The following is a 13,512-nucleotide window of genomic DNA, read 5'->3' on the forward strand; positions in this document are numbered from 1 at the left end:
CAATTTTATACCTCCTCATAAAAATATTTTTTAATGAAATCATCAATACCAATTGGCTTACTATAATAATATCCTTGTAGATAATCACAATTCATTGATATTAGTGCATCTTGTAAATATTCATTTTCAATCCCTTCTGCAACAACCTTACAGTTAAGTCTATTTGCTAAAAATAACGTTGATTCAACAATCGCGTAATCTGCAATCTGTGTCAGCATCTCTTTAATAAACGACTGATCTATTTTTATTTGGCTAATTGGTAATTCTCTTAAGAGTGATAACGAAGAAAACCCAGTACCAAAGTCATCAATACTAAACTCAAAACCATGTGCATTTAGTTTGTACATCATACTGCGTGCTGTATCTATATTAGTCATCATTGCACCTTCTGTAATTTCAAACATAATAAAATCACTTAAAGTCGGATCTAAATTAATTAACGGCTCTATAAATTCATAAAAGTCTAAGCTCTCTAAGTCCCTTGTTGAAAGGTTGACATGTAACGAGCCTTTAAACCCTGCTTTTTTGAGTTTTTTTAAATGCTGGATTGTTTCTAACACCACCCATTTTGATATAGCTAAAATTTGCCCCGTTTGCTCCGCCGTTTTTATAAATATATCAGGGCCAATGAACGTGCCATCATTTTGTGGCCAGCGTATTAATGCTTCAGCTCCATGGATTTCATTAAGGTTAGAAGAAAATATTGGTTGTAAATAAAGCTCAAACTCTTCATTTTTCAATGCTTGCTTTATAAGTAAGGACATATCAAATAAATTATCCGCCCTAATGCTCAAATCCTTAAAATAAATAACAATCTGTTGCTGTGTCTTTTTTGCTTCATGCAGCGCTAAATCAGCCTGTTTGAATAGTTCGTTAGTTTGCATACTATGTTTGGGGTAATAGCTCACTCCAATTCTTAGCTTAACGCGTATAGTTTGTTCATAAATTAAAAAAGGTTTTTGTACTGCCTTATTTATTAATTGAATACATAAATCATACTTATCCTGAGTGGTTGAGTTTAAAAGCAATGCAAATTCGTCTCCCCCAATCCTATATAACTTAGCAATCTCGGATAAGTGTTGGCTTAATGTTTTGGAAAATGCACATAACAACAAATCCCCAAAATTATTTCCATAAGTATCGTTTACACGTTTAAAGTTATTTAAATCTATTAAAAACAAAATGAAAGGTTGGTTATATTCTATGTCCTCATTGAGTACATTAAAGAATTTTTTACGTTTAGGTAGGTTAGTTAAACTATCGTGTTCAGCTAGAAATTGTTGGTGTTGAGCTGAGCGCTCTAGCTCTAAGATACTTTTGAGGCTTAACCTAACAACTAAATACACAAATGTGCCGCCACCAACTAAAATAAATGAAACACTAGTTGTTACAAACGGTTCACTACCATAAAAAGTAAAATAATAAAGTACCCAACAGTAGCCAAAAATAAACAGCACAATTAAAATAAGCAGTAAGCTCCATGCAAACCGATTCGTTTTTTTGCATACTTGTATTGTTGGTTTGATACTTACAGTTAACAGTAATATCCCTACTATAATCATAAATGGCTTATCCACAGACACTCTTTAAATGCAATTTGTTATACATTTAGTATGGCTAATAAATCTAATAACGAAATAAAATACATTAAAAAGCTCAGGGTAGCCCACTTACCAAATATGATTGTTGTTTTATGAAGAGGTTATAACTTTTAAGGGCGCGATTAACAGCATTGTTAATCGCTTTATTAGGGGGGTAATCTTTTTAGAAACTAACTTAGCTCTCCGCTAATGGCATATTTTAACACCCAGTTTTTTATTGGCCCTGTATTATTAGCCATTTTTAAAAACTGGCTACGTGCCCATTTAAGCGGCGCTACTTGGTTAGAAAAGCCAAAGTAACAGGCATCCATCATGCTCATCATTAACAAATTAGCCTTACGGCGAGCTCGTTCGTATTCTTTAAGTTTTAGCGGGCAACCTATATCTCCTGCTTCATTTAAAGCCTCAGCAAGTGCCACTACGTCCTGAAAACCTAAATTAACGCCCTGCCCTGCAAGTGGGTTAATTGTATGTGCCGCATCGCCCACTAAAACCAAGCGCCCTTGCGAATAATTGTTTGCATGTTGTCGAGTAAGCGGAAATATCGCATGGCTTTGTACTTCAAAATCCCCAGCAAGCTCAGGGAATTTACTCAATATGTGGGTTTTCAACTGAGCTGAGTTTAGCCCTTTAAACGCTTGCAGTGTGTTGGCATCGTCGTACCAAATTAAATTAGCGTATGGTGCCTGCATTGGTAAAAAGGCTAACGGCCCACTTGGCGTAAACTGTTGCCATGTTTTAATTTGTTGCGGTGCATCGAGTTTAATTAACACCCCCATGCAATGCTGCTGATACTCCCAGCCAGTCATACCTATATTTGCTTTGCTTCGAAGTTGCGACTGCCCGCCATCGGCTGCAATCACTAAATCGGCTGTATAACTCTGCTTGTCATAAATAAGCGTAATTAAATCTGCCGTTTGCTCTATTTTGGCTATTGGTGCTGCTTGCTCTATAACCTCGATATTATATTGTGAAAATTGCTGCCACAAACTCGCTTGAATTAAATTATTTTCAATCAAGTGGCCTAAATGGGTCGTATTTATATCGGCGCAATCAAATAACAAATTGTCGCCACCGCGCTCAAATGCTTCTAATTGTTGATAAGGCGCTATGCGGTTTTGCCTTAAAAGCGCCATTGCCCCTAATTCATCAAGTAAATTTTCTGAAAAACGATTAATAGCCGACACTCTAATATCCACCTTATCGCTACTAAGAATTTGCGATGGGTCTATTAGGTGTTTTTCAATTATACGTACGCCAAAGCCTTGCTGAGCCAACTTTATCGCCATAGCCGCGCCAACCATGCCCCCGCCAACCACTATCACATTATTTTTGGTCATGTTTTTCATCATTTTATTATTACTTGAGTCTGTTTTGATTGTATCAAAATTAATTTGTTTTATACCAGAGGATATCCCTAACAGCTGATTAAACTCGCCCTGTATTGATTTGAGATCACAAACATGAAAACTATACTTGGATCTGGGCGGGTATCCAGCTAAAATACGCGTCCTTTAAGTGAGCATGCTTGCTCCTTAATCCTGTTTTAAGCACATTTTTGTGCCACTATCGAATTGAACACGAGGCTATATTTCAATGAGTAAAAAGCTGCATATTAAAACCTGGGGTTGTCAGATGAACGAATACGACTCTCAGAAAATGGCTGAACTTTTAGATGCGACCAACGGCTATCAGCTAACTGACGATGCAACAGATGCCGACGTAATCTTACTCAACACCTGTTCAATTCGTGAAAAAGCACAAGAAAAAGTATTTCATCAATTAGGCCGTTGGAAGTTGTTAAAAGACGACAAGCCAGACTTAATAATTGGTGTAGGTGGTTGTGTTGCCTCACAAGAAGGTGACTCTATTCGCCAACGCGCCCCGTTTGTAGATGTTATTTTTGGCCCTCAAACACTACATCGTTTACCAGAAATGATTAAACAAGTACAAGGCGATAAAGGCTCATCGGTTGTTGATATTTCATTCCCAGAGATTGAAAAGTTTGACCGCCTGCCAGAGCCAAAAGCGGATGGCCCATCTGCCTTTGTATCAATAATGGAAGGCTGTTCTAAATACTGTACTTTTTGTGTTGTACCGTATACTCGCGGCGAAGAAGTTAGCCGCCCAGTCGATGACGTATTACTAGAAATTGCACAGCTTGCTGAGCAAAACGTACGTGAAGTAAATCTACTAGGGCAAAACGTAAACGCATACCGCGGCGACACGCACGATGGCGAAATATGTTATTTCTCAGATTTAATTCGTCTTATTGCTGCTATTGATGGTATTGACCGTATTCGTTACACCACATCGCACCCGGTAGAATTTACGCCAGACATCATTGACGTTTACGCTGATGTACCAGAGCTTGTAGATCACTTACACCTACCAGTACAAAGTGGTTCAGACCGTATATTAAACTTAATGAAACGTGGCCATACGGCAATTGAATACAAATCGACAATTCGTAAGTTACGCAAAATTCGCCCTAACTTAAGCATGTCGTCAGATTTCATTATTGGTTTCCCAGGCGAAAGTAAAGAAGACTTTGAAGCAACCATGAAGCTTATTAGCGACATTGGTTTTGATATGAGCTTTAGCTTTATTTACAGTGCACGCCCAGGTACGCCAGCGGCAGATTTGCCAGATGACGTAACAGAGCAAGAGAAAAAAGAACGCTTATACCTACTACAAAACCGTATTACACAAATGGCACAGCAAATTAGCCGTCAAATGTTCGATACAGAGCAACGTATACTTGTTGAAGGTCCTTCTAAAAAGAACCCAATGGAATTACGTGGCCGTACCGAAAACAACCGTGTAGTAAATTTTGTTGGCCCGCACACAGTGATCGGACAGTTTGTTGACGTACGTATTACCGAAGCACTACCTAACTCTTTACGTGGTGACTTAATTCGTACAGAATCAGAAATGAACCTACGACGTGAAATCGCGCCTTCAGCTATTTTAACTAAAGCTGCAGCTGCAGAGCCAAAACCAGACACTGTTAACGAAATTGGCGTAGCTACTTTCGTTCCTTAGTCAAAATTATTAGCGCCAGGTAACGCTGGCGCAGTACTATAGGAAGCAATTTTGAGTAATCAGTTAAAAACATTAGAGATTTATTTAGAGCCTGCCGATAACAAACGCCTTTCTTCTTTATGTGGCCCGTTTGACGAAAACATCAAACAAATTGAGCGCCACCTAGCTGTTGAAATAATTCACCGTGACAACTTCTTTAAAGTAACCGGTAAACTACACAACTGCGCCGGCGCAGTAGAAATCTTAAAAAACCTTTATGTTGATACTCAGCCAGTGCGTGGTGTTTTAGGCGAAATAGAACCCGATGCCGTTCATTTAGCTATTACCGAATCAAAAGCCCTAGAGCAAGATGCATCGAGCAGCGCTTACGGCAAAGAAATGGTGATTAAAACGCGCCGTGGTGTTATTAAACCACGTAACGATAACCAAGGTGTTTATGTGGCTAATATTTTAAACCACGACATTACCTTTGGTATTGGCCCTGCTGGTACTGGTAAAACCTACCTTGCTGTTGCTGCCGCCGTTGACGCCCTAGAGCGCCAAGAAATTCGCCGCATATTATTAACGCGCCCCGCTGTAGAGGCAGGCGAAAAGCTTGGCTTTTTACCTGGTGACTTAAGCCAAAAAATAGACCCATATCTGCGCCCGCTTTACGACGCTTTGTTTGAAATGCTAGGTTTTGAAAAAGTAGAAAAGCTCATCGAAAAAAATATTATTGAAGTCGCACCGCTTGCTTACATGCGCGGACGTACTTTAAACGATGCCTTTATTATTTTAGATGAAAGCCAAAATACCACCGCTGAGCAAATGAAAATGTTTTTAACCCGTATCGGGTTTAACTCAAAAGCGGTTATTACGGGTGATATAACACAGGTCGATTTACCTCGTGGTACACGTTCAGGCCTTCGCCATGCAATTGAAGTGCTTGATGGTGTAAACGAAATTAGCTTTAACTACTTTAAGGCTCACGATGTAGTACGCCACCCTGTTGTAGCGCGCATAGTTGAAGCCTACGAGCGTAACGACGAAAGCGAGCGACTAAAGCGCATTGAAAAGCAAAATGCAAAAGACGCACTTGCCGCTCAACAACTGTCTACAAAAGAGTAATGCCTTGACAACAGAACTTGATTTACAAATAGCCTGTGAGTTTGACAACCTCCCAAGCGAAGCACAATTTGCACTGTGGGCCGACAAAGCCCTTAGCCAATACCGTGACGAGTCAGAGCTCAGCATCGTTATTAGCGACGAAGCGCAATCGCAACAACTTAATAACGACTATCGCGGTAAAAACAAACCGACCAACGTATTGTCGTTCGAATTTGAAGCACCACCGGGAATCGATATTCCCTTGGTTGGTGATTTAATTATTTGCCCAGCCATTGTATTAGCTGAAGCAATTGAGCAAGAGAAGTCATTTCATGATCACTTTGCGCATATGGTTATTCATGGATGCTTGCATTTACTTGGATTTGACCATATAAAGAGTGAAGATGCTTTTGAGATGGAAAGCATCGAAAAGCAATTACTTGCAGAGCTAAACATAGCAGACCCATATCGGGACGATATTTAAATTAACGGAGCAATTAGACGCAATGAGCGACGGTAACTCGCAATCTAGCCAGGGTTCTTCTGGCAAAACGTGGTTGGGCAGAATAGCCCAAATGCTGCAAGGGGAACCCCAGAATAGAGAAGAGCTGGTCGAAGTAATTGCCGATGCGCAAGAACGAGACGTAATCGATCCAGAAACAAAAGAGATGATAGAAGGTGTGCTTGGTGTTTCCAAGCTTAAAGTGCGAGACATTATGGTTCCGCGCTCACAAATGATCACTCTTGAGATCGACAGCCCGCTTGAAGAGCTAATTCCAATGATGGTCGATTCAACTCACTCACGCTTTCCGGTGGTGATTGAAGACAAAGACCATGTAGAAGGGATTTTACTTGCTAAAGATCTATTACCACTGATCTTAAATAAAGACGAGCTACTCCCTTCGCTGCGTGATTATTTACGTCCAGCTATGGTAGTGCCTGAAAGTAAACGTGTTGATACACTGCTTAACGAGTTTCGTCAGCAACGCTACCATATGGCGATTGTAATTGATGAGTACGGCGGCGTATCGGGTTTAGTGACCATTGAAGATATTCTTGAAATAATTGTTGGCGAAATAGAAGATGAGCACGACGAAGAAGAAGAACAACAAGATATTCGTCGCCTCGCTAAACATGTTCACGTTGTACAAGCACTTACGCCTGTTGATGACTTTAACGAGCATTTTAAAACAGGTTACAGTACCGATGAAGCAGATACCATAGGTGGCACTGTACTGCATGCTTTTGGTCATATGCCAAGTCGTGGTGAAACAATTGACATAGAAGGTTACCAATTTAAAGTAACCAACGCCGACAATCGCCGTATATTGCAACTGCAAGTCACCGTTCCTAAGGCTGATGATAACGACAGTGAAGAAACTGCTAACTAGACTTACCCTGCTAGCAAAAGATAAAAAAGCATGGCTCGCATTTATTGCGGGCCTTGTTTTAACTTTTGGCTATGCCCCTTTTGAAATTTGGCCCATTGTATTTTTAAGCCTTGCTGCCATAATTTTTTGCGTTAATCCCAATAATACTGGTAAAGCACACGCAAAAACCGCTGCTAAATATGGTTTTATATTTGGCCTAGGCTGGTTTGGCGCGGGCATTAGCTGGGTACATGTATCTATTGCTACCTTTGGCGGCATGCCCCTTATAGCATCACTGTCGTTAATGGCCTTTCTGTGTTCATACTTAGCGTTATTTCCAGCACTCGCCTTTTATTTAGCGTCTCGCTTTGCCAGCGGTCCGAAAAGTTTTGGTGCGCTGCTTATTACCAGTTTTGCGATTAGCGAATATTTACGTAGTACACTGCTCACTGGTTTCCCGTGGTTAAGTTTTGGCTATACACAAACTGACGGACCACTTAGGCTATTAGCCTCTTATATTGGCGAGTTTGGCCTGACTCTTGTGTGTATTATCATTGGTTTTGCGCTTTATCGTGCAACTCAAAAAGATTTTAAAACCCCTGTAGTTACCGCGATTACCTTTGCCCTTATTTTTACAGCAGCACTTACCACAGGGTCGGTGCAATATTCAGGTAAAAGCATGTCGACTTTACTGGTGCAAGGTAATATAAAACAACACCTGCGCTTTGAGCCAAGTGAGTTTTGGACCACCATGAGCAAATACCAAGACATGACGCGTCCACATTGGGATGCCGACTTAATAGTCTGGCCAGAAGCCGCAGTGCCTGAAATAGAAATGCTTGCTGACTCCTACCTAGCCAATTTAGACAGTGCCGCCTCATTTAATCAAACGGCCCTTGTTACTGGTATTGTTGATTACCAGCGAGACACCAAAAACATATTCAATACGCTTATTGTGGTTGGTAATAAAGAACGCGGCGACGAGCACGGCCATTACCGCTACCTCGATAAAAACCGTTATCAAAAACACCAATTATTACCGATTGGCGAATTTGTGCCATTTCAAGACTTTTTGCGCCCTATTGCCCCATTATTCGATTTACCTATGTCGTCCTTTACGCGTGGCGACAAAGTGCAAAACAACTTGCGCGCCAATGGCTATAACTTACTCCCTGCTATTTGCTACGAAATAGTATTTGCCGACTTAGTACGCGGTAATTACAAAAGCGATTCCGACCTACTATTTACTGTCAGTAACGATGCTTGGTTTGGCGACTCTATTGGGCCTTTGCAACACATGCAAATAGCCCGCATGCGGGCGCTCGAACTACAACGCCCTCTAGTGCGAGTTACCAACAATGGGGTAAGCGCCGTATACGACCCCATAAGCCACACACAACAAACCATGCCACAGTTTGAAGCTACCATATTGAAAGCCAACATTAAGCTTATAAAAGGCGACAGCGTGTACAGCCAGTATGGCAATGTGTTTGTATGGGGATTTGTGTTTTTGATGGGAATTGTTGGGTTTGGGGTTAGGGTTAAATTTGAAAAAACTAGATTCATTATCTAGCACACTTATTAAACGAATTGTAAGAAGAGCCTAATGATAAAAAACTATCTAGAAGGAGTAGAAAGCGCTGTAAGTAAATTACTTGAAGTCCGCAAAGAGTTTCACAATGATATTAATGATATCTATAAAGATTCGATACCGCCTATGTACCTTTTTAATAGGCAAAATACAGAGCAAACCATTCAACTAGGCGAAAAAAATTGGAGTAAAAAAGAACATATAGTAGAAGGATTTAAAAGATCAAAAAAAGCTCTCATAAAATTAGAATCTGAGCAGTTTGCGCTTTCATCTATAGATGGCTCTTTGTTACAGATTGCAGCTAAGGGTATTGAATTATTTTCTAAAAATAAAAAGAATACTACTACATTAAGTCTTAATGCTAAAACTTCAAAATTTTGTATTGGCCGTGAAATTAGAGGCTTACCTGCGGGTCTTATTATTTATGCGGGCCGCAATCACTATAATCATATTGAGGCTGGCGGTGATTTACACAACCCTACAAAAAAAATAGTAGAAACCTTAAACATTAACTCCAATTTGTATAAGCCTTATTTGCAATTCAATTTTGAACAGTCCTCTAACTTACCAATTAATCGAGCTACGGAATTCGTACTTTTATTAACTTGGGAGAAATTTGAGGATTTTGCATATGATTTGAAAGGGCTGTAACCGTTCATTTACTAACTAATGTGTAAATACATCGAAAAATGAAAATACTCATTATTTGAATAAACTTCTCAACCCATAATACCAACTAAGCGCTGCCACCGTGCCATGAGTTTCATCTTTAAAGTAACGTTGATTTATAATTAGATTATCGCTTGAGTGTGCTTTTAACTTTTCAACAAATGCTAAACCCCATCGGTAATTTGTTTTACCAATTTCGCCAAACGCTTCGCCGTTATTTGCAAAGGTAAAATACACATTGCCTTTAAGCAGCTTATTTATTAGTTGCTTCTCATCAAAATAACGGTTTAGGAAGTTATTATCCCACAGGTAGGTTGCATCAATAATTAAGTAATCTGTAAATAGCGCATGGTTGGAAAGCAATACGTAGCTGGCAAACAAGCCACCAAAAGACTCGCCAATTAATACGCGTTTAGTTGATGTGCGGTAATTTTTATTAATCAGTGGAATAAGTTCTTTTTCAAAAAAGGCGCTGTAGTTTGCAGCGTTGCCAATATTTTCAAACTTTTCTAGAAGTTTACCGTTAAATGTCCAATCAACATTGGTTGGGGTAAAGTCACGTTCTCTTATCGCATTTTTACTATTAGGAATGGCTACTATAATTGCTTGTTGTATTTGCTGCTCTAGCCGCTGAGTACTAAGTGCCTCTACTAGCCCGGCGACAGCTTTTAGATGTGTTTGGTCACCATCGAGCAAGTAAATAACTGGGTATACTTTATTAGAATTTTCATTATAGCTTGGCGGTAAATAAACACTAAAGCTGCGTTGCTCATCTAAAATAATAGACTTAAGCTGGTGGGTTTTAGCTAAAATAATAGGCTCTGAGGCATTTACATTTACTGTAAAAAATAAATATAAAAATATTATTGATAAGACTTTCATACATACCCTTGTATTAATAACAAACGAAGAAGCGCCTGGCCTTCTTTGAACAAGCAAAACACTGTTTTTATTACTAAGCTATTCCTTAGTTCGTGACGCTAACTTTTTATATATTGCATCTTTATCGCGTTTACCAATTACCAGTACATAAACCACAACTTCGTCATCAATAACTTCGTAAGCTAGGCGATATCCTGCCGTACGCAATTTTATTTTATAAACATTATCAAAGCCGCGTAATTTAGAGGCTGGCACATGGGGATTATCTAAACGCTCAATGAGCTTCTTTTTAAACTGACTTTTAAGTGGTGACGCAAGTTTTTCCCACTCCTTTAAGGCTGCAGGTAAAAACTTTAACTTATAAGTCATCTATACTAACTTCAACCGCTTGAGATAAATCGCCTCTGCGGCTCTGAACAACTTGAGTTAGTTCATAATCATCCAGTTGTTCCATTAGTAGCTCATACATTGGTGCAGGCACTAAGTAAGCTGCGGGCTTATTATGATTTAATATGGCTATTGCAGCACCATCTGCTTCATTCAAAAGCGCGGTTGGATTTTTTTTAAGTTCTGAAATACTTGCCGAACAATCAGCTAAAACCTGCCTCATAAAACACCTAAAAAGAACTAAATTAAGCTCTAATTTTAGACCTTTTTTTATTTTTAGCTATACTTTTTATAATTTCGTCAGTTTTTGTTACTCTTTCACTGTATCTACAACGGTTTCAACATTTACAACTTGATTCAAGTTACCTTTAATAACCACTGTTGCTGATATTTTATCTTGAATGGCTTGCCTGTTTGGGTCCCAGTATATCTGCAGGAACCCCAATAACCCCGTAGCAAAACCTGCGCCGTAGCCGCCGTAACGACCAAAGCAATCGAGCAACCCTAATGGCTCACCATTTAAAGCAACAACACGGATATTGCATGCTTTTTTACCCGGTGTTTGGCCTCGCCAAAGTAAGGAGAACAACGTAAAGTAAACTGCAGCCCAGCCAAAGCCTAGTCCTAAATCTTCAATAATGCCTTTGCCCCACTGCAAAATACTATTTGTGGTTGTTTGTGCTGGTTTTTCTTCTATTAACTGTGCAGCCTTTATTTCGTTATTTTCACTGACCACTAATAGCTGTAAAAGTACGGTAGCAAGTTGTGGGTTTTGTAGGTCGTCCATTTCCGCTAATTTGGGAACTTGCCCAATTAAATTATCAAGTGCGTTTTGTTGGCAAGGTTGATCACAGCTTTCATCGGCTGTTTGCGTTAAATAAGCATTTACGCGTTGTTTTTCTGCGGGAGTAAGCTCAATTTCATCTTGTATTTTTACGCCCTGAACAGCCAAACTTTGATCTGCGTTATCGTCTTCTAGGTAATCTATGCCAATTGAAAGTACAGTAAGTGCGCTTACAAATAAAAAACCTGCTGCAAAAACGTTTAGGGCTCTGCGCCAAAACGATGACATTTTTGGAAGGTATTGCTGCGCAGTGCCTTTATAAAAAGCCATTGCAGCGACAAATGCGATTAAAGCCGCGCTGAGTTTAGCGGCTAAAAATATCAGTGCTACATCAATTATTATCGCGAATGCGCGTCGTGTAGGTGTTGCTAAAGGCAAACCGAGTAAGGTCTGATCAATTTTAAAGGCGTATGGCGTAATAACCTCTCTAGTTTCAGAGCTCGATAATTGTAATTGCTCTATTTCTTTGGCTTTCATTTATATGCTTATTATTAAAATAGGTACTCGTACTAACTTACCCGTTTTTGATTTTTTGCTCAAGGTAAAGCTAATAAAATCAAAATGATAAAATTCATTAAAGTATTTCACAAAATTAGTTTTGAAATAAGTGAACAAATAAATTGCGAAGCCGTATATCTAACCTAAACGCTGAATAATAAACCTATTTCAAGCAGCTTTTTTAGTGCTAACTGCGTTGAATTTACGTGCAATAGGCTCTCTATTGACGCGTAAACATGCCTTGTTTTCACTAAAAACCTCTAGCTAGAAAAACAAACTTAAATATAATTATGATTCAATATGTTAGTAAATCTCTTAACCCGAGTTCAGGTTAACTATTTAAATCAACGAGGTAAACTCTATGACCACTAAGCAACTTTCATCACTTTTTATATTTAACGCATTACTATTAAGCACTGAGGCCAATGCTGATCAACGCTGGTATGTTGTTAATGATTCTGTAATGGGGGGGATGTCTAATAGCCAAGTGGTTCAAACGCAAGACAGTTTAGTGTTTACGGGCAATGTATCGCTCGATAATAATGGGGGCTTTGCATCAATACGTACGGAGCTAAATACACAAAGTCAAAATACTAAAGGTATAACGCTGCGTGTTAAAGGTGATGGGCAAACTTATCAGCTCAGACTCAGGACCACAGATTATCTTGATGGTGCAGCGTACACACACTCATTTAAAACAGTAAAAAACGAGTGGGTAAATATTAATTTTATCCCGAGCGATTTTACGCTAACCTTTCGCGGAAGAGTGCTAGATCAACAACCTACTATTGATTTTAACGATATAAAGCAGCTTGGCTTTATGATTGCGGGTAAGCAAGAAGGTAAATTTAAACTTGAAGTGAGTAAAATTCAGTTTAGGCCCTAATCCACCAGCATATTATAAGAGACTAAATAGTATAGTCATCGCCTCGCCTTCTCATTTCGTTAATTATCAGCTCAACCATTTGTTGCTTTAGTGCAGCTTGCTGTGTTTTTAACTCACCTAGTTGCAGCTCTAACATAGTTATTTGCTGCTGTTGTTGCTCGTTTTTATATTTTTTAGAACCCATATGCTCGGTATCTATAGTCAAACGGGCATCGTCTTTATCTTGTTCATATGCGCTACTATCTATGGTTAAGCTACGTTGTAGCGGGCTCTGTTTAAGCTTGTTAATTTGCTCCTGTAATGCAACAACCTGCTGCGTGAAGTACTTATATGCTTTTTCTAGATTTTTATACTGATCACTAAATGTTGCATTATCTTCACTGTACTTTTGCACCTTAGCGTCTAAAAATTCTGATAAAACATACTCAGGTTCTTCTTCAGGGACTTCTTCAGACGTGTCTTCAGCACGTTGCTGTTCTAATTGTATTAAAGGCTGGCTGCTGTAGTTGTATACTTGATGTTGAATGGGTGCGGGTGAAATTTTCATTATTTTATCCCTAAAATAGCTTTGTCACATTTATACCAATTTTATTAAAAACGTAATCATTCTATCGTATTAAATAGCTCACTTACGGTGTTAAAAATCATTCATA

The 13,512-nt window shown here is 39.1% G+C and carries 14 protein-coding genes; 7 read left to right on the forward strand and 7 right to left on the reverse strand.

The features are described 5' to 3' along the window. Window positions 1-5 precede the first annotated feature (5 nt). Both ACJJVZ_RS13800 and ACJJVZ_RS13805 read right to left on the reverse strand, forming a co-directional pair. Window positions 6-1,577 (reverse strand): putative bifunctional diguanylate cyclase/phosphodiesterase, encoded by a 1,572-nt coding sequence (locus ACJJVZ_RS13800; protein WP_405601279.1) that lies wholly within the window; start codon window positions 1,575-1,577, stop codon window positions 6-8. A gap of 194 nt (window positions 1,578-1,771) precedes the next feature. Then, window positions 1,772-2,941 (reverse strand): FAD-dependent monooxygenase, encoded by a 1,170-nt coding sequence (locus ACJJVZ_RS13805; RefSeq protein ID WP_405601281.1) that lies wholly within the window; start codon window positions 2,939-2,941, stop codon window positions 1,772-1,774. A gap of 256 nt (window positions 2,942-3,197) precedes the next feature. On the opposite strand from ACJJVZ_RS13805, the gene miaB reads away from it, so the two are divergent. Genes miaB through ACJJVZ_RS13835 form a run of 6 tightly spaced genes read left to right on the forward strand, consistent with a single transcriptional unit; the run spans window position 3,198 to window position 9,344 of the window. After that, window positions 3,198-4,646, forward strand: a complete 1,449-nt coding sequence (gene miaB / locus ACJJVZ_RS13810; RefSeq protein WP_024598305.1) for a tRNA (N6-isopentenyl adenosine(37)-C2)-methylthiotransferase MiaB — start codon at window positions 3,198-3,200, stop codon at window positions 4,644-4,646. A 51-nt stretch (window positions 4,647-4,697) separates the two neighbouring features. Then, complete coding sequence (locus ACJJVZ_RS13815) at window positions 4,698-5,753, forward strand: PhoH family protein (protein ID WP_138584823.1); 1,056 nt, start codon at window positions 4,698-4,700, stop codon at window positions 5,751-5,753. Between the two features lie 4 nt (window positions 5,754-5,757). Further along, entirely contained in the window at window positions 5,758-6,216 is a 459-nt protein-coding gene (gene ybeY / locus ACJJVZ_RS13820; RefSeq protein ID WP_077538397.1) for an rRNA maturation RNase YbeY, read from the forward strand. A gap of 22 nt (window positions 6,217-6,238) precedes the next feature. Next, the gene (gene corC / locus ACJJVZ_RS13825; protein ID WP_405601286.1) at window positions 6,239-7,123 is read left to right on the forward strand and encodes a CNNM family magnesium/cobalt transport protein CorC; all 885 of its coding nucleotides are present in this window, start codon (window positions 6,239-6,241) and stop codon (window positions 7,121-7,123) included. Continuing rightward, complete coding sequence (gene lnt, locus ACJJVZ_RS13830) at window positions 7,104-8,675, forward strand: apolipoprotein N-acyltransferase (protein ID WP_405601289.1); 1,572 nt, start codon at window positions 7,104-7,106, stop codon at window positions 8,673-8,675. Before corC ends, lnt begins: the two co-directional genes overlap by 20 nt. 33 nt (window positions 8,676-8,708) lie before the next feature. After that, window positions 8,709-9,344, forward strand: coding sequence for a hypothetical protein (locus ACJJVZ_RS13835; RefSeq protein ID WP_182712220.1), 636 nt, complete (start codon window positions 8,709-8,711; stop codon window positions 9,342-9,344). Between the two features lie 51 nt (window positions 9,345-9,395). Here ACJJVZ_RS13835 and ACJJVZ_RS13840 read toward each other — a convergent pair whose 3' ends face one another. The 4 genes from ACJJVZ_RS13840 to ACJJVZ_RS13855 all read right to left on the reverse strand — a co-directional run bounded on the left by ACJJVZ_RS13840 (window position 9,396) and on the right by ACJJVZ_RS13855 (window position 11,952). Then, entirely contained in the window at window positions 9,396-10,244 is an 849-nt protein-coding gene (locus tag ACJJVZ_RS13840) for an alpha/beta hydrolase (protein ID WP_405601291.1), read from the reverse strand. A gap of 78 nt (window positions 10,245-10,322) precedes the next feature. After that, a complete protein-coding gene (locus ACJJVZ_RS13845) occupies window positions 10,323-10,613 on the reverse strand; it encodes a type II toxin-antitoxin system RelE/ParE family toxin (RefSeq protein ID WP_405601293.1) in 291 nt (96 codons plus the stop codon). Continuing rightward, window positions 10,603-10,854 carry a type II toxin-antitoxin system Phd/YefM family antitoxin gene (locus ACJJVZ_RS13850; protein ID WP_405601295.1) on the reverse strand — a complete coding sequence of 84 codons (252 nt, stop codon included), beginning with the start codon at window positions 10,852-10,854 and terminating at the stop codon, window positions 10,603-10,605. The genes ACJJVZ_RS13845 and ACJJVZ_RS13850 overlap by 11 nt, the downstream gene beginning before the upstream one ends. A gap of 87 nt (window positions 10,855-10,941) precedes the next feature. Beyond that, window positions 10,942-11,952: an RDD family protein gene (locus ACJJVZ_RS13855; protein WP_405601297.1), complete on the reverse strand. Its 1,011-nt coding sequence runs from the start codon at window positions 11,950-11,952 to the stop codon at window positions 10,942-10,944. Window positions 11,953-12,334: 382 nt separating this feature from the next. Between ACJJVZ_RS13855 and ACJJVZ_RS13860 the strand changes: the two genes are divergently transcribed. Further along, window positions 12,335-12,859, forward strand: coding sequence for a CIA30 family protein (locus tag ACJJVZ_RS13860; protein ID WP_193155689.1), 525 nt, complete (start codon window positions 12,335-12,337; stop codon window positions 12,857-12,859). Window positions 12,860-12,881: 22 nt separating this feature from the next. Here ACJJVZ_RS13860 and ACJJVZ_RS13865 read toward each other — a convergent pair whose 3' ends face one another. After that, window positions 12,882-13,406 carry a hypothetical protein gene (locus tag ACJJVZ_RS13865; RefSeq protein WP_405601299.1) on the reverse strand — a complete coding sequence of 175 codons (525 nt, stop codon included), beginning with the start codon at window positions 13,404-13,406 and terminating at the stop codon, window positions 12,882-12,884. Window positions 13,407-13,512: the final 106 nt, after the last annotated feature.

It is taken from the genome of Pseudoalteromonas sp. Ld19, from assembly GCF_045064135.1.
GTDB classification, from domain to species: Bacteria; Pseudomonadota; Gammaproteobacteria; order Enterobacterales; family Alteromonadaceae; genus Pseudoalteromonas; species Pseudoalteromonas aliena.